The organism is Pseudomonas sp. FP2338 (assembly GCF_030687515.1).
Lineage (GTDB): Bacteria > Pseudomonadota > Gammaproteobacteria > Pseudomonadales > Pseudomonadaceae > Aquipseudomonas > Aquipseudomonas salomonii.
In genome coordinates this window covers 952,135-976,119 of the sequence record NZ_CP117436.1, presented here as the reverse complement: position 1 = coordinate 976,119, position 23,985 = coordinate 952,135, and the positions used below count along the sequence as shown (strand labels likewise).

Below are 23,985 nucleotides of genomic sequence, written 5' to 3'. Positions count from 1 at the left end.
CATCAGGTTGCGCATCAGCCTGGCGGGAGGGGCTTTCTTTTTCCGGGCTCCCAACAACGGGTTTTGTTAATAACTCCCGTTGAGTATTCGAAAGCAATCTAACGACCTGTGAGTTCTCACAGTAGTCAGCCACGCCTATTTACACTTTCATGGGCTTACACACTTTATCCAATGGACGGGTTAGCGCTCATGACAACCTTTACTGTGTTTTTCTGTGGCACCGGCTCAACCAAATTCGATGACAGCAACGCCAACTACTGGAACGGCGAACTCATTTCCACCCTCGCGCAAAACACTTCAAGCCTCAGTAAAGAGTTTGCCGAATGGATCGTTATCGACGGGCCCGGCAGCGGCAACCTGCAAGCCGATGAAATGTTCACGGCGTCGGCGAACCATTTACAGCTAACGGGAACGGCCTTGGGTTCCGGCTGGGAGGAAAATGTGACTCACGCCCTCAACATCATGAAGGGCACCTTCACATGGCAGCGGATAAAACTGACCGAAGAGAACTACAACCAACTACAGAAAGCGGGCGTGCCCATTGAAGAAGTCAAAGCCACGGGCAGCTGGTATTGGCGCACGTATGATTACGGCACGCGCAAAGTGACCCAACAGCAGTTGCAAGAGCAGATCATCAAGACCTTTCGAAAAGACGGCATCATTCCTACCCAAGTCAATCTGGTCGGTTGGAGCCGTGGCGGGATCAGTTGCCATATGCTGGCCAATGCCATGCGCAATGACAGCGCATTAAAAAATGTGCCCGTCAACATCTTTGCAGTTGACCCAGTTCCGGGGTTGTTGAACTTCCAGGACAGCCGGGTAAAGCTCGGCAGCAACGTCAAAGAGTATGTAGCCTTTTACGCAAGGGATGAGCGATCACTGGGCTTCGCGTGTGTTGTTCCTGAGTTTGATACAGCGACCAAGGTGCATATTTACCCATTGCCAGGCCGTCACGCGACCTTAGTGGGCAATGCTGCTGCGGATGGAAACCAAGGCGCGAAGGTCTATGCAGAACCCGGTCAGATCGTTCGTCACTTTGCAGAAACATGCCTGACACGCTGGGGTGTTCGTTTGGAAAAGAAACTCAACCTGACCGCAGACCCGATAAATGACCTTCTCACAAAGATGAAAAATGACCAGAGCGCTTATGTAACGATGCGTCGGACGGTTTACACCACACCGACTCAAATAGCAGGTGAGCGCAGCATTACCAAGGGCAGTAAAGAAATCAACTTCACGGCAGCAAGCAGTGCCAGCTATGCCCCAGAACCTGGGCTTGCAACAGAACACATTCCCAACAACGACTATTTCAAAGACATCGGCTGAACTGCAGCCCTCCCCGCCAAATGACGCGCCGTTCAGCGGGAAGGGCTTTTTCAGAATGCCTTACGTATCGCTATCGCCTTCGGTGTCATCATCATCTGGCGGCGCTTGTTGGTCATCATCATCCTTGGAACCGCCCTGGTCTTCATCACCAGGCTCTGCCTCGCTCTTGGCCAACTGCAAACCACCCACCTGCGCCGTCTTCGCCGCCACATAGCCTGGGGCCTGGCTCTGCACGGCCGTACTGGCCCACGCCGATGAAGCGCCCAGCGATAACATCACCAACACTTTCAGCAACAGCACCAAACGTTGAAAGATAGTCATGGTCGATTTCCGTCCAGTCAGTGAAACACGTGCGCCAGTGTTCGACCGGCGCTGTGAATGAAGCTAGTTCCGTTCTCGGGTTTATGCCAATAAGGCCTCAGGTATCGCCGTCATCGTAGGTTTCGCTGTCCTCACCTTCGTTGTAGGGGTTTTCTTGATCTTCCTTGGGGGCCGGCTGAGCCTGGGGCTGCCAGCTGCCGGAGTTAACTTCCTTCTGCTTTTTCTTGGTGACCGGGCCAGTGTCTTTCCACTGTGGCGTGCCGGTATCCGCCAGCGCCGCGGTGCCGGCCAGGCCCAAAGCCGCCAGCAGCATCAGCTGGACGGCACGCTGAGTTATACGCAAGGTCGTCTCCTGATCCGTCGGTGAATGGGTGAAGTATTTGAATACGCTAGTCCGGATGCGGGCTTCGCGCCAATGCCACTGACAGATGAAGATCAACGGTGGGAGCTGGCTTGCCTGCGATCGCGGTGGGTCCGCTATTGATAGGCTTACTGATAGACCGCCATCGCAGGCAAGCCAGCTCCCACATCAGGTCGGCAGCGCGCCCACAAAAAAGGGCGAAGCCATGACAGCTTCGCCCTTTGGTGTACCGCGCGGACCTTAGTGGTGCTCGCGCGTCGCCCGGAATTTCACATCCGGCCAACGCTCTTCCATCAGCGCCAGGTTGACCCGAGTCGGCGCCAGGTAGGTCAGGTGACCACCACCGTCGATCGCCAGGTTTTCCACGGCTTTGTTGGAGAACTCTTCCAACTTCTTCTTATCGCTGCAATCGATCCAGCGCGCGGAGTACACGGTGATTGGCTCGTAGGAGCATTCGACCTTGTATTCCTCTTTCAAGCGGCTGGCGACCACATCGAACTGCAGCACACCGACGGCGCCGAGGATGATGTCGTTGCTGCGCTCGGGGAAGAACACCTGGGTGGCGCCCTCTTCCGCCAGCTGCTGCAAGCCTTGGCGCAGTTGCTTGGACTTGAGCGGGTCACGCAGGCGTACGCGGCGGAACAGTTCCGGGGCGAAGTGCGGAATACCGGTGAAGCCCAGGGCTTCGCCTTCGGTGAAGGTGTCGCCAATCTGGATGGTGCCGTGGTTGTGCAAACCGATGATGTCGCCGGCAAACGCCTCTTCCAGCTGCTCACGCTCGGAAGAGAAGAACGTCAGGGCGTCGCCGATGCGCACGTCCTTGCCGGTGCGCACGTGGCGCATCTTCATGCCTTTTTCGTATTTGCCCGAGCAGATACGCATAAAGGCGATACGGTCGCGGTGTTTGGGGTCCATGTTCGCCTGGATCTTGAACACGAAGCCGGTGAATTTCTCTTCAACCGGCTCCACGGTGCGCTCGTTGGCAACCCGGGCCAGAGGCTTGGGCGCCCAATCCACCACGGCATCGAGCACGTGGTCGACACCGAAGTTGCCCAGGGCGGTACCGAAGAACACTGGCGTCAGCTGGCCGTCGAGGAATTCCTGCTGGTTGAATTCGTGGCAGGCGCCCTGCACCAATTCCAGCTGGTCGACGAAGCGGTCGTACTCGTCCCCCAGGTGGGCGCGGGCTTCGTCCGAGTCGAGTTTCTCGATGATCTTGGTTTCGGTGCGTTCGTGACCGTGGCCGGCGGTATAGACAATGATGTAGTCATCAGCCAGGTGGTACACGCCCTTGAAGTCGCGGTAGCAACCAATCGGCCAGGTGATCGGCGCGGCCTTGATCTTCAGGACTGCTTCAACTTCATCCAGCAACTCGATCGGGTCGCGGATGTCGCGGTCGAGTTTGTTGATGAAGCTGACGATGGGCGTGTCACGCAGGCGGCACACGTCCATCAGCGCGATGGTACGTGGCTCAACGCCTTTACCGCCGTCGAGGACCATCAAGGCCGAGTCCACCGCGGTCAGGGTGCGGTAGGTGTCTTCGGAGAAGTCTTCGTGGCCGGGGGTGTCGAGCAGGTTGACCATGTGGTCGCGATATGGGAACTGCATGACCGACGTGGTAATGGAAATACCCCGTTGCTTCTCCATCTCCATCCAGTCGGATGTCGCATGGCGGTCGGATTTGCGGGATTTCACCGTGCCGGCCACAGCGATTGCCTTGCCCATCAGCAACAGCTTCTCGGTGATGGTGGTTTTACCGGCATCGGGGTGGGAAATAATGGCGAAAGTGCGGCGTTTCGCGACTTCGGCGGCCTGGTGGGTCATGGGAAATCGCCTGGCAGGTGAGTCAAAAAAGGGCGGCGAGTATAGCGCAAACCCAGGGAGCCAGACCACCGTTCACCCGATTGGGGGTGGCTAAATGGTGCCAAGTGTGGAACCTTTTAAAAGGTAGAGACGTCCACTCCCCTGCTACCGCACTCGGAACAGGGGCTGAAAAATCAGCAAGTTAGCCTGACGAGGCTGCGCTCATGGCTCGATCGCATACCGCGTTGCCGGTATCGGCGAGCTGCATTTCGCGACCATATTTGCCGACAGCCAGGAATGGCATTGCCGCTCGGAAATGTGTTCGCCGACAAAAGAAAAAAAGGAGTCCGCCTGTGGCTATTCGCTATGGCAAAGGGCTGATAGGAGGTGCGGTTGTCGTCGCACTCCTGGCCCTGCTGGTCCACTGGATCGGCATCAACACGATCGAACTGTACCGCGACGATTTGTTGTTTTACCTGCAAGCACACCTGATCCTCGTTCTAGTCTCCATGCTGGCCGCCCTTGTTGTGGGCATCCCCGCCGGTATCCTGCTCAGCCGACCGAACATGGTCGGGCGCGCAGAACGTTTCATGCAGATCTTCAACATCGGCAACACCGTCCCTCCCCTGGCCGTACTGGCCATCGCCCTCGGCGTCCTCGGCATCGGCAGTGGCCCGGCCATCTTCGCGTTGTTCCTCGCCTCGTTGCTGCCCATCGTGCGCAACACCTACGAAGGCCTCAAAAACGTTCAAGGCTCGCTCAAAGAAGCCGCCACCGGCATCGGCATGACACCGCGCCAGGTGCTGTTTCGCGTGGAGTTGCCCAACGCAGTGCCGATCATCATCGGCGGCGTGCGCGTAGCCCTGGCGATCAACGTCGGCACCGCACCGCTGGCGTTCCTGATTGGCGCCAACAGCCTGGGCAGCCTGATTTTCCCCGGCATCGCCCTGAACAATCAGCCGCAATTGCTGCTCGGCGCCGCGTGCACCGCGTTGCTGGCATTGCTGCTCGACGGTCTGGTGACCATGGCCAGCCGCCTCTGGCTGGAACGCGGAGTGCGTGCGTCTTAAGGCTTGGCAAAGGAAATCACATGAAAAAACTGACCTTGATATTGAGCTGCGTCCTGCTGTTTGCAGGGTTTGCGCAAGCCGCCGAAAAACCGGTAATTCGCATCGGCGCCCGGGTGTTCACCGAACAGACCCTGCTCGCCGAAATCACTTCCCAATACCTGCGCACCAAGGGTTACGACACCCGCGTGACCGGCGGCCTGGGCAGTAACCTGGCGCGCAGTGCCCAGGAAAGCGGGCAGCTGGATTTGATCTGGGAGTACACCGGCGTGTCGCTGGTGGCCTACAACCATGTGGACGAGAAGCTCGACAGCGAACAGTCCTACGCTCGGGTGAAAGAACTCGACGCGAAAAAAGGCCTGGTCTGGCTCTCTCCGTCGCACTTCAGCAATACCTACGCCCTGGCACTGCCTGAAAAGGTGGCCAAGGAACATCCTGAGATCAACAGCATCAGCGACCTTACCCAAGCCATGGCGCAACACACCAAGGAAAACCGCCTGGTGGCCCTGGACACCGAGTTCGCCAACCGCTCCGACGGCCTGGCCGGCATGGTCAAGCTGTACGACATGAACCTCACGCGCAAAAACACTCGGCAGATGGACGCCGGCCTGGTCTACACCGCGCTGCGTAATGGCCAGGTGTTTGCGGGCTTGGTCTACACCACCGACGGTCGCCTGAATGCCTTCAAATTGAAGCTGCTGGAAGACGACAAGCACTACTTCCCGGACTACACCGCCGCGCCGGTGGTGCGTCAGGTTTATCTCGACGCCCACCCGCAATTGGCCGCCGACCTGAAACCACTGGCCGCGTTGTTCGACGACGAAACCATGCGCCAGCTGAACGCGCGGGTCGACGTCGACCATGAAAGCCCATCCGCCGTGGCCGCAGATTTTCTGCGCCAGCATCCCATCAGCCAATAAGAGGAGAAGACATGGAATTTTTAAACGCCTTTTCCCATCTTGATTGGGCCCAGGTACTGCACCTGACCTGGCAGCACATCACCCTGGTCGGCATTGCCGTCATCCTGGCAATCGTCGTGGGTGTGCCCCTCGGCGTGCTGATGACGCGCTTCCCGACCCTGGCCGGCCCACTGCAAGCCAGCGCCACGGTGCTGCTGACCGTGCCGTCCATCGCACTGTTCGGCCTGCTGCTGCCGTTCTACTCCAAGTTCGGCCAGGGCCTGGGGCCGATGCCGGCGATTACCGCGGTGTTCCTCTACTCCCTGCTGCCGATCATGCGTAACACCTACCTGGCACTGACCGGCGTTGAGCCGGGCATTCGCGAAGCCGCCAAAGGCATCGGCATGACCTTCGGCCAGCGCCTGCGCATGGTCGAACTGCCGATCGCCGTGCCGGTGATCCTCGCCGGTGTGCGCACCGCTGTGGTGATGAACATTGGCGTCATGACCATCGCCGCCACCATCGGCGCCGGTGGCCTGGGTGTACTTATTCTGGCTTCCATCAGCCGCAGCGACATGTCGATGCTGATCGTTGGCGCCGTACTGGTCAGTCTCCTGGCCATCTTCGCCGACCTGCTTCTGCAATGGCTGCAACGCTCGCTGACTCCAAAAGGACTGCTCAAATGATCGAACTTCAAAACCTGACCAAGACTTTTCAAAGCAACGGCAAAACCGTATCCGCCGTGAACGACGTAAGCCTGACCGTCAACGAAGGCGAGATTTGCGTATTCCTCGGCCCGTCGGGCTGCGGCAAGAGCACCACGTTGAAAATGATCAACCGCTTGATCAAGCCCACTTCGGGCAAGATTTTGATCAATGGCGAAGACACCACCGACCTCGACGAAGTGACCCTGCGCCGCAACATCGGCTATGTGATCCAGCAGATCGGCCTGTTCCCGAACATGACCATCGAAGAAAATATCGTGGTGGTGCCCAAGCTGCTGGGCTGGGACAAGCAGAAGTGCCATGACCGCGCCCGCGAATTGATGAGCATGATCAAGCTCGAACCCAAGCAGTACCTGCATCGCTACCCACGCGAATTGTCGGGCGGCCAGCAGCAGCGCATCGGTGTGATCCGCGCCCTGGCGGCGGATGCGCCGTTGCTGCTGATGGACGAACCGTTCGGCGCGGTCGACCCGATCAACCGCGAAATGATCCAGAACGAGTTCTTCGAGATGCAACGGGCGCTGAACAAGACCGTGATCATGGTCAGCCACGACATCGACGAAGCCATCAAGCTGGGCGACAAGATTGCGATCTTCCGCGCCGGCAAGTTGCTGCAGATCGACCACCCGGACACGCTGCTGGCACACCCGGCTGACGAGTTCGTGAGCAACTTTGTCGGCCAGGACAGCACCCTCAAGCGCCTGCTCCTGGTGAAAGCCGAAGACGCGGCGGACAACGCCCCGTCGGTAAGCCCGGAAACCCCGGTGGCCGAAGCGCTGGAGTTGATGGACGAGACGGACCGCCGTTATGTGGTGGTCACCTGCGCCGAGAACAAGGCACTGGGGTATGTACGACGCCGCGACCTGCACCGTCAGACCGGTACGTGCGGCCAGTACCTGCGCGAGTTCAACGCCACGGCGGCGTATGACGAGCATTTGCGCATCCTGCTGTCGCGTATGTACGAGTTCAACCGTTCGTGGTTGCCGGTGATGGATGCTGAGCGGGTGTTCCTCGGTGAAGTGACCCAGGAGTCGATCGCCGAGTACCTGAGTTCCGGTAAGTCGCGTGGGGGCAAGACCAGCATCGTTTCGCCGGCTGAGACTGCGCTGGCCTGATAGACCGCTATCGCAGGCAAGCCAGCTCCCACAGGGGAGTGCATTCCAACAGGTGAATGCAATTCAACTGTGGGAGCTGGCTTGCCTGCGATGAAGGCACCACAAATCCTCCTGATTTGCCCCATCCGGGGAACATCAATCCGTCACACCGGTCGGTTACATAAGTAGCTGCACGCGGCCGCGCGACGAACGCGTGCAAAAACGCGACATTTTTAGTTGATCCCACGCCCGTCAAGCCCTAAAGTTCGCGCCGAACGTCCATGCTGGAAACGATCCATCCGGCTCAAGTACTGACGACGAGACAGCAAGGCCAAGGGAAGCGGTTGATCCCATGGCCTTTTTGCTTTCGGCGACATGCCTTGGGAAGTAGGCGAACCAAAGTGGGGATACGGAGGACGTTCATTTGCACCCATTGATCAATTTAGTTTGCCCTTAGGAGTCTCCCAGCATGTCGATCAACGTCGAAGATTATTTCGCGCGCGCCACGTTTGACAAAATGAAGGCGTTCGCCGACAAGCAAGAAACCCCGTTCGTGGTGATCGACACCGCGATGATCAGCCAGGCCTACGATGACCTGCGCGCCGGTTTCGAATTCGCCAAAGTCTATTACGCGGTCAAGGCCAACCCGGCCGTCGAGATCATCGACCTGTTGAAAGACAAGGGTTCGAGCTTCGACATCGCGTCTATCTACGAGCTGGATAAAGTGATGGACCGTGGCGTCAGCCCGGACCGTATCAGCTACGGCAACACCATCAAGAAATCCAAGGACATCCGCTACTTCTTTGATAAAGGCGTGCGTCTGTTCTCCACCGACTCCGAAGCCGACCTGCGCAACATCGCCAAGGCCGCGCCGGGTTCGAAAGTGTATGTGCGTATCCTCACCGAAGGCTCGACCACGGCCGACTGGCCGTTGTCGCGCAAATTCGGCTGCCAGACCGACATGGCCATGGACCTGCTGATCCTCGCCCGTGACCTGGGCCTGGTGCCTTACGGCATCTCCTTCCACGTCGGCTCGCAACAGCGCGACATCAGCGTGTGGGACGCGGCCATCGCCAAGGTCAAAGTGATCTTCGAACGCCTGAAGGAAGAAGACGGCATTCATCTCAAGCTGATCAATATGGGCGGTGGCTTCCCGGCCAACTACATCACCCGCACCAACAGCCTGGAAACCTACGCCGAAGAAATCATCCGCTTCCTCAAGGAAGATTTCGGCGACGACCTGCCGGAAATCATCCTGGAGCCAGGCCGTTCGTTGATCGCCAACGCCGGTATCCTGGTCAGTGAAGTGGTACTGGTTGCACGTAAATCGCGCACCGCCGTCGAGCGTTGGGTGTACACGGATGTGGGCAAGTTCTCCGGCCTGATCGAAACCATGGACGAAGCCATCAAGTTCCCGATCTGGACCGAGAAGAAAGGCGAGATGGAAGAAGTGGTCATCGCCGGCCCGACCTGCGACAGCGCCGATATCATGTACGAAAACTACAAGTACGGCCTGCCGCTGAACCTGGCGATTGGTGATCGTTTGTACTGGTTGTCGACCGGTGCGTACACCACCAGCTACAGCGCGGTGGAATTCAACGGCTTTCCGCCGCTGAAGTCTTACTACGTGTAAGAACGCTGCACACAAAAAAACCCATGACATGTCATGGGTTTTTTTATGGGTGTCTACATTTCAACGATCTTCGCACACGTGCCATAAGCGCAAAATATAGAGTGTTGATTCTTGAATTTCGTAGCGCATTTCGTAATGACCCACCAACAGTCGTCTTACGTCCCGCGGTTCAAATTCTTCAACTCGTTCGCCTATGCGCGGGTTACTCAACAAGCTCAAAGGTGCTTGGGAAAGTGACTGCACTGTGCGCGCCGCCGCCATGCGGTTTACAACGGCCAGGAAGTCGAAAAGTCGAGCCAGATCTGTAAGGCCTTACTGGTCCACTTCAACTCCATCAGCGAGGTACCGGCAGCGGCGTATCAGTGCTTAAACTATCCGCCCAGGCTTGAACCGCTTGCTGGTCAATTACCCGACCGGCATCGACATCGGCCATGGCCTCTCGTGTCAGCCGACTGCGTTCTTCCTCCATATCGACCCAATCAGCGAGCGCTTGCTTAACGATCCAACCACGCGAACGATCCATCCGTGCCGCCATCTGATCGACTTTTTGCGCCAAGGCCGTGGGGACGTGAGCGGTCAGTACTTTAGTGTCGGCGCCCATAAATCCTCTCTTCGCAGCAGTGCGAAACATATGATTAAATCTGAATCAGCTTCATTCATAGTGATTTAGAGTGGGGCAGCAACTGCTAACCCATGCCGCTCATCGTTTAATTGAGCCACTCGCAGCGCGAAATCCTTAGCCAAAGACTTGATTTGCGGCTGCGCTGCATTTAACAGCGCCTTGTGCGCCGTGCGCAAAAACTTGAGATTCCCTCCAGCCAGCGCCTTGCGCAACCAACCCAACGCCTCATCGACCTGTCCTCTGTCGGCCAACACCGCCGCATAACTGAACTGCCCACGAAAATCCCCGCCTTCGGCTGAACGGCGATACCACGCCACGGCCGCGTCCAGATCCTGAGGGCAATACTGCCCGTCTTCCAGATACCGCCCCAGCAGGTTCATCGACTTGGCATGGCCCTGTTCTGCCGCCAGCCGGTAAAACGCCAGCGCTTGCGGCCGGTCTTCAACAACACCTCGGCCGGTGGCCAGCAGATTCGCGTAGTTGTACTGGCCCCAATCCAGCCCAGCGTCTGCCGCCAGACAATAATTGCGCGCCGCCGCTGCTTCATCGACGGCGCAACCCCAGCCATGCTCCAGGCAACGCCCGACCATATTGCGCGCCATCGTATGCCCGGCATGGGCCGCGATCTGGAACCAGCGCAGTGCCAACGCTTCATCGCGTGCAATGCCGCGCCCTTCCAGCAGGATTTGCCCGAGCAACGCTTGAGCGTCGACCACGCCTTCCTTGGCCGCCATCAAAATCGCCTGGGCGGCGCGCACCGGGGAGTCGTCGAGCATGCTTTGCAGTTGCTCGACGTTGAGCACTTCTTCGCGGCGCAATAAAAAACCCATGCCTACACCTCAACCCAGCGGCGCAGCAGGTTGTGGTAGGTGCCGGTGAGCTGGATCAGCGCCGGGTGGTCGGGGACGTCACGGGTCAATTGCTGGATAGCGCCGTCCATTTCGAACAGCAACGTGCGCTGGCTGTCTTCGCGCACCAGGCTTTGGGTCCAGAAGAACGAGGCGTAGCGCGCGCCACGGGTCACGGCGTTGACTTTGTGCAGGCTGGAACCGGGGTACAAGACCATATCGCCCGCCGGCAGTTTTACCCGTTGCAGGCCGAAGGTGTCCTGAATCTCCAGCTCGCCGCCGTCGTATTCCTGCGGGTCGCTGAAGAACAGCGTGGACGACAAATCCGTGCGCACCCGCTCATGACTGCCGCGCGCCTGGCGCACGGCGTTGTCGATATGGAAGTCAAAACTGCCACCGGCCGTGTAGCAGTTGAGCAACGGCGGGAAGACTTTGTGCGGTAATGCCGCCGACATAAACAACGGGTTGTTCCACAAACGCTCGAGCATCGCCGCGCCGATTTCCTTGGCCAGCGGGTGGCCTTCGGGCAACTGCAGGTTGTGCTTGGCCTTGGCGGATTGGTGCCCGGCGGTGATTTTACCGTCGGCCCACTCAGTGTTTTCCAGGGCTTGGCGAATGCGCAGCACCTCCTCGCGAGAGAACAGGCCGGGAATATGCAGCAACATGAGGCAATACCTGAAAACAGAGAGGCGCTAATGGTATTGATTCTTATCTGCTCTGTAAAACGCGGTGGACGAATGAGTGGGTAAAAACCGTAAGGCAAAAGTGTAAAGAATGTAAATTCAGTGCGAATAGTAATGTATCGCAATTGATAGAAAGTCTTGTTGACCCTATATTCCGCGGCCTCACCTCCTTGGGGAAAGGACTTGTTATGTCGCGCACTACGCTAAAAACACCTGCCAGTTCACCGCGCATGCTGGCTTCGGCCATCGGCGTTGCACTCAGTGCCAGCTCTGCCGCCCATCTGGCGCAAGCGGCCGAAAGCACCGAACCAAAAGGCGAGCGCAACAGCATCTCCCTCGGCGCCACCAGCATTACCGGCCAGGAACAGGACAACACCTCCTATCAGGTCGAAAAAGCCTCGTCGCAAAAGTACACCGCGCCGCTGGTGGACACCCCGCGCTCGGTCACCGTGGTGCCGCAGCAAGTGCTCAAAGACACCGCCGCCACCTCGCTGCAGGATGCCTTGCGCACCGTACCGGGCATCACCTTTGGTGCTGGTGAAGGCGGCAACCCCCAGGGCGATCGCCCGTTCATCCGTGGTTTTGACGCCCAGGGCGACACCTATCTGGATGGCGTGCGCGACACCGGTGGCCAGAGCCGCGAGATCTTCGACATCGAATCGATCGAAGTCAGCAAAGGCCCCAACTCCTCGTTCGGCGGTCGTGGCTCGGCCGGTGGCAGCATCAACCTGGTGAGCAAGACGCCACAAGCGCGTGACTTCACCAACGGCGGCTTTACCTACGGCTCCGACCAGACCCGCCGCTACGTGCTTGACGTGAACCGTCAGTTCCTCGACAACGCCGCGTTCCGTTTGAACCTGATGAGCCACGAACAGAATGTGGCCGGCCGCGACACCATCAACTACGACCGCTGGGGCGTGGCACCGTCGCTGACCTTCGGCCTGGGCACACCGACCCGCGTCAACTTCAGCTACTACCACATGGAAAGCAACGACCTCCCGGACTCGGGCATTCCGTATGGCTACAGCTCGCCGACCGCCACTGCCCACGGGCATGACAAACCCACCGACGGCGGCGACAGCAACAACTTCTACGGTTTGAAAGACCGCGATTTCCGTAAGACCCGCGCCGACATCAGCACGTTCTCCATCGAGCACGACCTGAACGACAACATGACGCTGAAAAACACCCTGCGCCATGGCAGCACCGGCCAGGATTACGTACTCACTCAGCCGGATGACAGCCAGCGCAACGTCAGCCGTTTCGGCACCGTGTGGCGCCGCGCCAACTCCCGCGTGTCGACCACCGACACCACCACCAACCAGACCGATCTGTTCGGCAACTTCCAACTGGCGGGCATGAAGCACTCGTACTCCACCGGCCTGGAATTCACCGGTGAAGAAACCCGCGTCAGCGGCTACACCGTCAGCCCGAACAGCAACCCGACCTGCACCGTGGCCAAAGGCAGCCTGGGCGGCCAGTGCACCTCGTTGAGCAACCCGACACCGGATGACGCCTGGACCGGCAGCGTAGCCCGCAACTACATGGGCACCAACACCAAGGCCACCAGCCGCGCCGCCTATGTGTTCGACACCATCGAGCTGGACCCCAAATGGCTGCTGAACGTCGGCGTGCGTTACGACACGTTTGATACAGAAGCCAACACCAACGCCGCTGCTGGCCGCAGCAAGCTCAAGGACGACAGCCAATTCTTCAACTGGCAGGCGGGTCTGGTCTGGAAGCCGCTGGAAAACGGCAGCATCTACACCTCCTACGCCACCTCGGCGCAGCCGGTCGGCGGCCTGGTGGGTGAAGGGCAAGAAACCAATGGTTTCGTCACCGGCATCAACACCAGCGACCTGAAACCCGAAGAAACCGTTAACTATGAGCTGGGCACCAAGTGGGACCTGTTCCACAACCGCCTGTCGTTGACGGCAGCAGTGTTCCGTACCGAGAAGAAAAACACGCGAATCCTGGTGGACTCCAACACCTTCGAAAACGGCGGCGAATCCCGCGTCGATGGCCTGGAACTGTCGGCCAGCGGCAAGCTCACCGACCAATGGCAGGTGTTTGCCGGCTACAGCTACCTGAAAAGCGAACTGGTCGACCCAGGCAAAATCGGCAACCGTCAAAACGTAGTGTCTGCCGGCTCCAACAAAGGCAACCAAATGCCTAACACGCCGAAAAACACCTTCAGCCTGTGGACCACTTACGACATCACGCCAAAACTGACCATCGGCGGCGGCGCGTTCTACGTCGATCAGGTGTACGGCGACCCGGCCAACACCGTCTACGTACCGGCGTACACCCGCTACGACGCGATGGCCAGCTACAAGCTGACCAAGAACGTCGACCTGCAATTGAACGTGCAGAACCTGACCGACAAGACCTACTACGACAAGGCCTATGCGGCGCACTTCGCCAACCAGGCCGCCGGGCGTACGGCGCTGTTGACCACCAGTTTCCACTTCTAAACCCGGTCAACGTTCAGCCAGAAGCCCCACGCATCGGATGCGTGGGGCTTTTGCGTGTAAAACAGAATATTTCTCGTTAGCCCACGGCATAATGCGCGCCGTGGCAACGACATCCAGATGAGCGAGGCGGTCCGACGTGTTGAAAAAAACCCTGTTCCAATTGCACTGGTTCTTCGGCATCACTGCCGGGCTGGTGCTGGCGTTGATGGGGATGACCGGGGCTGCCGTCTCGTTTCAGGATGAAATCCTGCGGGCGCTGAACCCCACAGTCTTGAAGGTCGAAAAACGCGAAGCCGGTGTGCTGCCGCCTGCCGAACTGGTGCGCAAACTTGAGGCCACCGAAGGCAAGACCGTGTCGATGCTGTGGGTGGAAAGCGACAGCGGCAACGCTGCGCGCGTGTTCTTCACCGCCCCGCCGGGCGAACGGCGTGGCCAGATGCGCTACTTCGACCCCTACACCGGCGACTACATGGGCGACGCCTTCGGCCAGGATGTGCTCGGCTTTATCTTGCAGCTGCACCGCTTCCTGGCCATGGGCGAAACCGGGCGTAACATCACCGGCGCCTGCACCCTGCTCCTGGTGTTCTTCTGCCTCTCGGGCCTGTACCTGCGCTGGCCGCGCCAGGTGGCAAACTGGCGCGCCTGGCTGACGCTGGACTGGCGCAAAAAAGGCCGCAGTTTCAATTGGGACCTGCACTCGGTATTCGGCACCTGGTGCCTGCTGTTCTACCTGTTCTCGGCGCTCACCGGCCTGTACTGGTCCTACGACTGGTACAGCCAGGGCCTGAACAAACTGCTGTCCGACGCGCCGCAAAACGAGCGCCTGCGCAAACGTGGCCCGCCGCCCGAAGGCCCGGCACTGGTGGCCAACTATGACGCCCTATGGAGCAGCATCTACGCCAACGCCGGCCCCGGCTTGAGTGCCTACAACATTCGCATGCCGGCCGTCGCCGGGCAGCCGGCCATCGTGTATTACCTGCTCAACTCATCGCCCCACGACCGCGCGCTGAACCAGATCAACCTGGACCCGGCCACCGGCGAGGTCAAATCCCACGACCAATACGCCAGCAAGACGCTCAAGTCCCAATTGCTCACCAGCATCTACGCACTGCACACCGGCAGCTATTTCGGTTGGACCGGGCGGATTATCCTCACCCTCAGCTCGCTGATGATGCCGTTGTTCTTTATTACCGGCTGGTTGCTGTACCTGGATCGTCGCCGCAAAAAACGCCAGGTGCGCGACGCCCGTAAAGGCCTCGGCGCCAACCACAGCGACGCGCCGGCCTGGCTGATCGGCTTTGCCAGCCAGAGCGGTTTCGCCGAACAGTTGGCCTGGCAAACCGCCGGGCAATTGCAGGCCGCCGGTTTGCCGGTGAAGGTGCAGCCGCTGGGCAGCGTCAGTCAGGACGACTTGAGCCAATCGCAGCACGCGCTGTTCGTGGTCAGCACCTTCGGCGATGGCGAAGCGCCCGACAGCGCCCGGGGGTTTGAGCGCAACGTACTGGGCCAGGACTTGTCGCTCAAAGGCCTGAACTACTCGGTGCTGGCCCTGGGTGATCGCCAATATGAACACTTCTGCGGCTTTGCCCGGCGCCTGCATTTCTGGCTGACCCACCAAGGTGGCACGCCGTTGTTCGCGCCGGTGGAAGTCGACAGCGGCGACAGCGAAGCACTGCTGATATGGCAACAGCAACTGGGCCAACTCACCGGCCACGCACCGGCAGCGGCCTGGCAGGCGCCTCAGTTTGAAAACTGGAGCCTTAGCCATCGCACCCTGCTCAACCGTGACAGCGTAGGCTCAGACATCTACCTGCTGGGCCTCACACCGCCTGCGCCGCAAAGCTGGCTGGCCGGTGACCTGGTGGAAGTGCTGCCGCGCAATTGCCCGTGGGCCATCGAGCATTTCCTCGCCGGCCTGGGCCTGGTCGGCAGCGATGGTGTGTTGATCGACGGCCTGGCGCAAACCCTCAACCAGGCTTTGGCCACCCGCCAACTGCCGGACAACCGCGCGCACCTGGTCGGCCTGCACGCACAAGCGCTGGTCAACGCACTGGTGCCCTTGGGCATGCGCGAATACTCCATCGCCTCGATCGCCAGCGATGGCGTGCTGGAGCTGATCGTACGCCAGGAACGCCACCCCGACGGCAGCCTGGGCCTGGGCTCTGGCTGGCTGACCGAATACGCCGCCATCGGCTCCGGCATCAGCCTGCGCCTGCGCCGCAACAGTGGCTTCCACTTGCCCGAAGCGCCGGTGCCGCTGATCCTGCTGGGCAACGGCACCGGCCTGGCCGGCCTGCGCAGCTTGCTTAAAGCGCGTATTGCCGGTGGCCAACAGCGCAACTGGCTGCTGTTCGGCGAACGCAATATTGCCCACGACTACCTGTGCCAGGACGAGCTGCAAGGCTGGCTGGCCAGCGGTGACCTGGCCCTGCTGGACCTGGCGTTTTCCCGCGACCAGGCAGAGAAAATCTACGTACAGCACCGCCTTCGCGAATCGGCAGACGTATTGCGTAGATGGCTGGCCGAAGGCGCCGCGATTTATGTATGCGGCAGCTTGCAGGGCATGGCCACGGGTGTGGATCAGGTGCTGCACGAGGTGCTGGGCAGCGAAGCGGTGGAGCGCTTGATTGAGCAAGGCCGCTATCGTCGGGATGTGTACTAAGCCCTCATAAACACCGAGGAGCAAATGTGGGAGCTGGCTTGCCTGCGATGCAGGCACCTCGGTGTATCAGTGACACCAGGGTGATGCCATCGCAGGCAAGCCAGCTCCCACCGTTTTAAGTGTATTGCAGGTCAGACTGGCTGCAGCTTTTGCTCGAACACCGAGACCCCATCCAAGTCGCGCAGGATCACGGTCAACTCCGCCGTCTGCCCATCAATCTGCACCTCACCAAAAAACTGAAAACCGGCAAACGGCGAGGTGTTCTGCGCAGGCGGTGCCTTCTGGAACACCACCTGCGGCCCGAAGGTTTTGTCCAACTGATTAGGCCCGAAGCTCCCCGCATTCAGCGGCCCCGCCACAAACTCCCAGAACGGCTCGAAATCCTGAAACGCCGCACGGTCCGGGTGGTAATGATGCGCCGCGCAGTAATGCACATCCGCCGTCAGCCACACATGGTTGCGCACCTGCTGCGCGCGCAAGAAGCCTAACAGTTCGGCAATCTCCAACTCACGACCCTGGGCCGGGCCTGGGTCGCCGTTGGCGATGGCTTCCCAACGTGGCACGCCGGGGCTGACTTCACCGTCAGGCACGCCGAGGCCGATAGGCATGTCGGCGGCGATGACTTTCCACTGCGCCTGGGAAGCCTTGAGTTCGCGCTTGAGCCAGTCCAGTTGCTCACGGCCCATAAAAGGTTTTTCGCCGCCCAGGTTGTCGTCGTTAGGCCCGCGATAGCTGCGCATGTCCAGCACAAACACATCCAGCAACGGCCCGTAGCTGAGCTTGCGATAGATGCGCCCACCACCATCGGCGCTCTGGCGGCGCATCGGCGAATATTCCAGCCAGGCCTGGCGTGCGCGGCCGACCAAGGTGTTGATGTCCCTGGTCTGGTAACGCTCATCGAGCACCTTGCTCGGCGACCAGTTGTTGATCACTTCGTGGTCGTCCCACTGCCAGATCTGCGGCACTTCAGCATTGAAGCGGCGCACGTTTTCATCCAGCAGGTTGTAGCGGTAATTGCCGCGATATTCGTCGAGGGTTTCGGCGACTTTGCTTTTGGCTTCGGTGGTGATGTTGCGCCAGATGCGCCCGTCTTCAACGGTCAGCTGCGCCGGCACCGGACCGTCGGCGTAGATGGTGTCGCCGCTGTGGATAAAAAAGTCCGGCAGGCGCAGGCGCATGGCTTCATAAATGCGCATGCCGCCGATGTCCGGGTTGATACCAAAACCTTGGCCGACAGTGTCGCCGCTCCACACAAAACGGATATCTCGACGCTGCTGCGGCACGCTGCGCAAGTGGCCGAACCACGGCTCGCTGGCGACGCCGGTCTGGGCATCTTCAAAGTGCACACGGTAGAAAATCGCCTGATCGACCGGCAGCCCGGTGAGTTCGACGCGGGCGGTAAAGTCGGTGCGGCTGTCGGCCAGCGGCGAAATGAATTTGCGCGGGTTGCTGAACACGCTGCGGGTGTCCCACTCCACCACCATCTTCGCCGGGCGGTCGCTGCGGCTCCAGATCATCGCGCGGTCGCCCAGCAAGTCGCCGGACTGCACGCCATCGGTGAGTTGCGGGCGGTCTTTGACCGAGGCGATCACCGCCGGCGCCAGCCCCGGCAGCAACAGCCCGGCGCCAACGGCTTGCATCACACGGCGACGGCCGAGATCGAAGTGGCTCATGCAGGTGCCCTCTTGAGTATCAAAAGGGCAACTTAAACACGGGAGCATGAAGCGGATGTGACACCGACCGTAAGAACACAGGAGATCAAAGGTGGGAGCTGGCTTGCCTGCGATGGCTTACTGTCAGTCACCCTTTCAGTGACTGATGTACCGCTATCGCAGGCAAGCCAGCTCCCACATTTTGAACAGCGTCAGGCCTTGGCTGAGCTGACCGCCATCTCCGCCGCCTCCGGGCGTTTGATCAGCGCATACACCAGCCCGGTCACCAAGCTGCCCGCCACAATCGCCAGCAAATACAGGAGCGCATGGTTCATCGCATTCGGAATCACCAACACAAACAAACCGCCATGGGGCGCGGCGAGTTTGCAGCCGAAATACATCGACAGCGCGCCGGTCAAGGCGCCACCGGCGATGCTGGCCGGGATCACCCGCAGCGGGTCTTTGGCGGCAAATGGAATCGCGCCTTCAGAGATAAAGCACAGGCCCAGGATCATCGCGGCCTTGCCCGCCTCGCGTTCGGTCTGGGCGAACTTGCGCCGCGCCAGGAAGGTGGCGATGCCCATGCCAATCGGCGGCACCATGCCAGCGGCCATGGTCGCCGCCATCGGCGCACCGCTGGACGCAGCCAGCAGGCCGACCGAAAACGCATACGCTGCCTTGTTGATCGGCCCGCCCAAATCCACACACATCATGCCGCCCAACAAAATGCCCAGCAACACCGCATTGGTGGTGCCCATGGTGCTGAGAAAATCCGTCAGCCCCGTGAGCAACCGCGCCACCGGCGGGCCGACCAGGTAAATCATCGCCAGGCCCGTGAACAGGCTCGCCAGCAGCGGGATAATCAGGATCGGCTTGAGCGCCTCCAGGCTTTGCGGCAACTGCACCGCGCGGGTGATCAGTTTGACGCAGTAACCCGCAAGAAAACCGGCAAGGATGCCGCCGATAAACCCGGCGCCCAAGGTGCCCGCCAGTAAACCGCCGATCATGCCCGGCGCGAGGCCCGGACGGTCGGCAATCGAATAAGCGATATAGCCCGCCAGCAACGGCACCATCAGCATAAAGGCCTGGTCGCCGACGGTTTTGAGGGCGGCGGCCAAGGTGCCTTTTTCTTCAAAAGCATGGATGCCGAACACAAACGACAAAGCGATCAACAGGCCGCCCGCCACCACCATCGGCAACATGAACGACACGCCGGTGAGCAGGTGTTTGTACACGCCGGTTTTTTCTTTTTTGGCGACCGCACCGCTGCCGGCGTTTTCTACCGCGCCTTCGGCCAGCGCCTTGTTGAGCGTGGCCTCGGACTGCTTGAGGGCGATGCCGGTGCCGCAGCGGTAAATTTTCTTGCCGGCGAAACGCTCGGTGGCGACTTCGATATCCGCCGCCAGCAACACCACATCGGCATCGGCGATGGCCTGCGCGCTCAACGGCGTGCGTGCGCCCACCGAACCCTGGGTCTCGACCTGCAAGTCATAACCCAACCGCTTGGCCGTTTGCTGCAAGGCTTCGGCGGCCATGAAGGTGTGGGCCACGCCGGTCGGGCAGGCGGTGATCGCGACGATACGCGGGGCATTCTTCGCTGCCACCGGGGCTTGGCTGGCGACGTACTCCTGGGCCTCTTCGGCGCCACGGCGCAGCACCGCGTCGACATCCGCCAGTGCCTGGGCCGGGGTGCTCTGGAATACACGCTTGCCGACAAACCGCTGCATATCCACCGGTGTGCTGCTGACCAGCAACACCCACTCGGCCGCATCGATTGTGGCTTGGGACAACTGGCGCTCAGGGCGCTGCACATCCACGACTTCGGTGCTGGTGCTCCAGCCCTGGCGCTGCGCGGCGGCGTCCAACAAGCGGGCGCACAGCACACTGGTGACCATGCCGTTCGGGCAGGCGGTAACAATGGCTAACTTCATCACAAACCCTCTTATTGTTCTGTCAGCGTGCGCACACGGACGCCGCTTTCGAGGCGCGCCAACTGCGCGTCATCGCTGATGCCAAAACCGATCTGGGTGACCGCCATGGCGGCAATCGCCGTGGCCCGGCGCAAGGTGACTTCCGGCAGATCACAGCTGAGCAAACCGTGCAGCATCCCGGCCAGCAACGAATCGCCTGCACCCACGGTGCTGGCGACGCTGACCTTGGGCGGCGTGGCCTGCAGCGCGGTGCCTGGGCTGAACCAGTTCACACCGTCGGCGCCGTGGGAGACCACCACATGCTCCACGCCTTGAGCATGCAAACGCTCGGCGGCCTGGGCCTGTTGTGCGATGGCGTCGGTGGCGCAATCGAGGGCTTCGGCGAGTTCTTCGGTGTTGGGTTTGATCAACCACGGGCCGGCCTTGATGCCTGCGCGCAAGGCTTCGCCGCTGGTATCGAGGGCGACTTTCAAACCAAGGTCTTTCAACGCGTGTATCAGTTCCTGAAACCACTGTGCGCTGACGCCACGCGGCAAACTGCCGGCGACCACCACCGCATCGAATTCAGGGCCGATGATCGCGACCATTTTGAGCAGTTGTTTTTGCGCCTGCTCACTCACCAACGGCCCCGGCGCATTGATGTCGGTGACCCGACCATCCTGCTCGGCAATCTTGATGTTGCTACGGGTTTCGCCCGGCACGCGGATGAACGCGTCGCCGAACCCGCGGCTGGCGATCAGTGCCTCGAAAGCCTCAGGGTTCGAAGAGCCGAGAAAACCGCCCACGCTCACGTCATGCCCGAGGTCCGCCAGCACTTGGGCGACATTCACGCCCTTGCCGGCAGCATGGGTCAGCAGGGTTTCGCTGCGGTTGACGGCACCCGGTTCCAGGTGTGCCAGACGTACGGTAAGGTCCAACGCCGGGTTCAGCGTCAGGGTCAGAATCTTCGCCATTTACACGGCCTCCACTAGGGCTCGTACTTCGGCGGGCGAGCCCACCACAAGCGCTTTTTGCGCCAGGCCCTGGGCCTCGCTCAGACTGAATTCACGCACCCGCGCCTTCACTTCGGGAATGCTGCGGGCCGACACACTCAACTCATCCACACCCAGGCCGACCAGCACCGGCACCGCCAGCGGGTCCGCCGCCAGTTCGCCGCACACCCCCACCCATTTGCCATGGGCATGGGCGGCGCGCACGGTGATGTCGATCAGTTGCAACACGGCCGGGTGCAGGCCATCGGCCTGGGCCGACAGGGTTGGGTGGCCACGGTCGATGGCCAGGGTGTACTGGGTGAGGTCGTTGGTGCCGACGCTGAAAAAGTCGACTTCCTTGGCGAGTACCGGCGCGAGCAAGGCGGCGGACGGTACTTCGATCATGATGCCCAGTTGCAGGTCGGCCACCGGGATTTCCAGGCGCAGGCGCTCGGTCATATCGCGGGCGGCACGCCATTCATCGACGCTGCCGACCATGGGAAACATGATGCGCAGCGGGCGGTTGTCCGCCGAGCGCAACAGCGCACGCAATTGCGCCTCCATAATCTGCGGGCGCTGCAAGGTCAGGCGAATGCCGCGCACACCGAGGAAGGGGTTTTCTTCCTCGGCAATCGGCCAATACGGCAGCGGTTTGTCGCCGCCCACATCCAGGGTGCGCACCACCAGCGGGCGACCGCCAAGGCCGTCGAGCACACGGCGGTATTCGGCTTCCTGGGTGGCTTCATCCGGTGCTTGCGGGTGGGCCATAAAAATCAGTTCGGTGCGCAACAGCCCGATGCCTTCGGCGCCCTGCTCCACCGCCGCCGCAACGCCGGCGCTTTCACCGATATTGGCGAACACTTCCACGGCATGGCCGTCGCGGGTCATGGCCGGTTCGTGACGCTGGGCCGAGGCCGCTTGCAGGCGCTGTTCGCGGGTATCGCGTTCGACCGTGGCGCGTTGCAGCGTGGCCGCGTCGGGGTCGACATGCAATCGACCGCGCTGGCCGTCGAGCAATAGCTGTGTGCCAGCGGCCAGCAACAACACCGCCGCGCCGGCGCCTACCAACGCGGGGATGCCCAAGGCACGCGCAACAATCGCACTGTGGGCCGTGGCGCCGCCACGGGCGGTGAGGATGCCGGCGACGCGGGTTGGGTCCAGGCGCGCAACGTCAGAGGGGCCGACTTCATCCATCACCAGGATGTAAGGTTCACTCGGCTCCTGGGCGGTTTCAAGGCCGCACAATTGCGCCAGCACCCGGCGGCCAATATCACGCAGGTCGGCGGCGCGCTCGGCGAGCAAGGCATCCTGCAACGACTCTTGCTGCTTGGCGGCGGCTTCGATCACGCTCATCCAGGCCGCTTGCGCGCTCTCGCCTTGCTTGAGGCGCGTGTCGACTTCGTCGGTCAGCTCCGGGTCGTCGAGCATCTCCTGGTGGGTGATGAAAATCTCGCGGATCGCCTTGGATTGGCTGCGCTCGATCAAGCCTTGGATATCAGCGCGCACATCGGTGAGCGCGGCGTGCAGGCGCTGGCGCTCAATGGCTGCAGACTCGCCACGCAGCGGGTAATCGAAAACCTGTTGGGTCTGGATATGCGCCGGGCCAATGGCAATGCCAGGCGCGGCGGCGATAGCCTGGACCTGGCTGCCGGACACGGGCGCGCTGATCGCGGGTTCAATATCAAGAGGCGCTGGCTGTGCACTGACGGTCGGCAGCGGCTCGACTTCTTCGCCAAGCCCTTGCTCCACCGCTGCCAACAGCGCGGGCAATGCATCACCGGCAATCGCAGGTTCGGCGACAAACTCCAGCACCTGGCCGCGACGGGCGCCGAGGCTCAGCAACTTGCTCAGGCTTTTTACCGACACCGCGCCCACCGGGCCGTCGACGATGCGCACGCGGATATCGCCGTCAAAACTTTTCGCCAACTGCGCGAGGATCTTCGCCGGCCGTGCATGCAAACCATGGGCATTGGCCAGGGTGATGCGCGCACTCGGCCAGTCCGGTGGCAACTCGCCGCCAAGCACTTCAAGCACTGCACGGCTGCTGGTAGCACGGCCTAATTCCTGGCCGCGCCCTTCAATCAACAAGGCACACAGGCGTTCGAGCAATGTCTGATGGGCTTCCCCAAGGCTGGCCAGGCAGAACAGGCCATTGAGGGGTTGGCCGAGGTAACGCATCGGTTTGTCCGGCGTCACGAACGCAAGGCCAGGGCGTTTCACCGTCTGCTCACTGTGCAGCCACCACAGGCCATCGCCCAACGGCAGCGCATCGACTTGCTGCAAGACGGCGGCGAAACCATTACTCACACAGTCGGCCTGACGCAACAGGCGTGCGCCGCGCCAGACCAGCTCTTCAAAATCGTCGGCCGACACGCCCAGGCTGATCATCTGCGCGTCCAGCGCCAGTTCCTGCGGTGCGCCTTGCAGCAGTTTCAGCAAGGCTTCGGCCGAGCCGGCACGCCGCAGCGCCTGGCCCAGGTCGGTTTCACCGAGGGCGCGGGTGAGCAGTTGCAGCAGGCGCAGGTGTTCATCGGATTTGGCCGCGATGCCAATCGCCAGGTAGACGATCTGGCCGTCGCCCCAATCCACCCCTTCGGGGAATTGCAGAAGGCGCACGCCCGTGGAAAACACTTGGTCGCGGGTTTGCGGCGTACCGTGGGGGATGGCGATACCCTGGCCGAGAAAGGTCGAGCCTTGGGCTTCACGGGCTTGCAAGCCGCTCAGATAACCCTCGGCGACCAGGCCGTCGGCCACCAGTTTGTCCGCGAGCAGGTGCAAGACAGCAGATTTATCCACAGCCACCTGGCCCATGGAAATCTGCTCTACAGTGAGCTCAAGCATGCCGTTCTCCTAGTTAGTGCAATGTGGGCACTAGGTATTGTTTTGAATAAATCAGCGCAGGCGCGTTCAAAA

General features: G+C 60.7%; 18 protein-coding genes and 1 pseudogene. 8 read left to right on the top strand and 11 right to left on the bottom strand.

The window, feature by feature from the left end; genetic code table 11:
* Positions 1–189 precede the first annotated feature (189 nt).
* Entirely contained in the window at positions 190–1,326 is a 1,137-nt protein-coding gene (locus PSH96_RS04260) for a hypothetical protein (protein ID WP_305457726.1), read from the top strand.
* Between the two features lie 60 nt (positions 1,327–1,386).
* Here PSH96_RS04260 and PSH96_RS04255 read toward each other — a convergent pair whose 3' ends face one another.
* The 3 genes from PSH96_RS04255 to PSH96_RS04245 form a co-directional block, all read right to left on the bottom strand.
* Entirely contained in the window at positions 1,387–1,647 is a 261-nt protein-coding gene (locus tag PSH96_RS04255) for a hypothetical protein (protein WP_138816864.1), read from the bottom strand.
* 97 nt (positions 1,648–1,744) lie between these two features.
* Positions 1,745–1,990, bottom strand: a complete 246-nt coding sequence (locus PSH96_RS04250; RefSeq protein ID WP_065911606.1) for a hypothetical protein — start codon at positions 1,988–1,990, stop codon at positions 1,745–1,747.
* Between the two features lie 258 nt (positions 1,991–2,248).
* Positions 2,249–3,832, bottom strand: a complete 1,584-nt coding sequence (locus tag PSH96_RS04245; RefSeq protein ID WP_305457723.1) for a peptide chain release factor 3 — start codon at positions 3,830–3,832, stop codon at positions 2,249–2,251.
* 332 nt (positions 3,833–4,164) lie between these two features.
* On the opposite strand from PSH96_RS04245, the gene PSH96_RS04240 reads away from it, so the two are divergent.
* The 5 genes from PSH96_RS04240 (at position 4,165) to PSH96_RS04220 (ending at position 9,229) form a co-directional block, all read left to right on the top strand.
* Positions 4,165–4,881: an ABC transporter permease gene (locus PSH96_RS04240; RefSeq protein ID WP_017138291.1), complete on the top strand. Its 717-nt coding sequence runs from the start codon at positions 4,165–4,167 to the stop codon at positions 4,879–4,881.
* Positions 4,882–4,901: 20 nt separating this feature from the next.
* Positions 4,902–5,798: a glycine betaine ABC transporter substrate-binding protein gene (locus tag PSH96_RS04235; RefSeq protein WP_305457722.1), complete on the top strand. Its 897-nt coding sequence runs from the start codon at positions 4,902–4,904 to the stop codon at positions 5,796–5,798.
* 11 nt (positions 5,799–5,809) lie between these two features.
* Entirely contained in the window at positions 5,810–6,463 is a 654-nt protein-coding gene (locus PSH96_RS04230; protein WP_027604864.1) for an ABC transporter permease, read from the top strand.
* Complete coding sequence (locus PSH96_RS04225) at positions 6,460–7,617, top strand: betaine/proline/choline family ABC transporter ATP-binding protein (protein WP_053131666.1); 1,158 nt, start codon at positions 6,460–6,462, stop codon at positions 7,615–7,617. Before PSH96_RS04230 ends, PSH96_RS04225 begins: the two co-directional genes overlap by 4 nt.
* 448 nt (positions 7,618–8,065) lie before the next feature.
* Complete coding sequence (locus tag PSH96_RS04220) at positions 8,066–9,229, top strand: type III PLP-dependent enzyme (protein ID WP_017138295.1); 1,164 nt, start codon at positions 8,066–8,068, stop codon at positions 9,227–9,229.
* A 60-nt stretch (positions 9,230–9,289) separates the two neighbouring features.
* Here PSH96_RS04220 and PSH96_RS04215 read toward each other — a convergent pair.
* The 4 genes and pseudogenes from PSH96_RS04215 to PSH96_RS04200 form a co-directional block, all read right to left on the bottom strand.
* Positions 9,290–9,564: pseudogene (locus PSH96_RS04215) on the bottom strand (type II toxin-antitoxin system RelE/ParE family toxin).
* Positions 9,564–9,830: a CopG family ribbon-helix-helix protein gene (locus tag PSH96_RS04210; RefSeq protein WP_219266822.1), complete on the bottom strand. Its 267-nt coding sequence runs from the start codon at positions 9,828–9,830 to the stop codon at positions 9,564–9,566. The pseudogene PSH96_RS04215 and the gene PSH96_RS04210 overlap by 1 nt, the downstream one beginning before the upstream one ends.
* A 65-nt stretch (positions 9,831–9,895) precedes the next feature.
* Positions 9,896–10,681 carry a tetratricopeptide repeat protein gene (locus PSH96_RS04205; RefSeq protein WP_305457720.1) on the bottom strand — a complete coding sequence of 262 codons (786 nt, stop codon included), beginning with the start codon at positions 10,679–10,681 and terminating at the stop codon, positions 9,896–9,898.
* Positions 10,682–10,683: 2 nt separating this feature from the next.
* A complete protein-coding gene (locus PSH96_RS04200) occupies positions 10,684–11,364 on the bottom strand; it encodes a Fe2+-dependent dioxygenase (protein WP_305457718.1) in 681 nt (226 codons plus the stop codon).
* A 206-nt stretch (positions 11,365–11,570) separates the two neighbouring features.
* On the opposite strand from PSH96_RS04200, the gene PSH96_RS04195 reads away from it, so the two are divergent.
* Positions 11,571–13,856, top strand: coding sequence for a TonB-dependent siderophore receptor (locus tag PSH96_RS04195; protein ID WP_305457716.1), 2,286 nt, complete (start codon positions 11,571–11,573; stop codon positions 13,854–13,856).
* Positions 13,857–13,992: 136 nt separating this feature from the next.
* A complete protein-coding gene (locus PSH96_RS04190) occupies positions 13,993–16,518 on the top strand; it encodes a sulfite reductase flavoprotein subunit alpha (protein ID WP_305457714.1) in 2,526 nt (841 codons plus the stop codon).
* Between the two features lie 131 nt (positions 16,519–16,649).
* Here PSH96_RS04190 and PSH96_RS04185 read toward each other — a convergent pair whose 3' ends face one another.
* The 4 genes from PSH96_RS04185 to ptsP form a co-directional block, all read right to left on the bottom strand.
* A complete protein-coding gene (locus PSH96_RS04185) occupies positions 16,650–18,191 on the bottom strand; it encodes an alkaline phosphatase (protein ID WP_305457712.1) in 1,542 nt (513 codons plus the stop codon).
* A gap of 191 nt (positions 18,192–18,382) precedes the next feature.
* Complete coding sequence (locus tag PSH96_RS04180; protein WP_305457710.1) at positions 18,383–20,101, bottom strand: PTS fructose-like transporter subunit IIB; 1,719 nt, start codon at positions 20,099–20,101, stop codon at positions 18,383–18,385.
* An 11-nt stretch (positions 20,102–20,112) separates the two neighbouring features.
* Positions 20,113–21,054, bottom strand: coding sequence for a 1-phosphofructokinase (gene pfkB / locus PSH96_RS04175; protein WP_305457708.1), 942 nt, complete (start codon positions 21,052–21,054; stop codon positions 20,113–20,115).
* On the bottom strand, positions 21,055–23,913 hold the full coding sequence (gene ptsP / locus PSH96_RS04170; protein ID WP_305457706.1) for a phosphoenolpyruvate--protein phosphotransferase: 2,859 nt from the start codon (positions 23,911–23,913) through the stop codon (positions 21,055–21,057).
* Between the last annotated feature and the right edge of the window lie 72 nt (positions 23,914–23,985).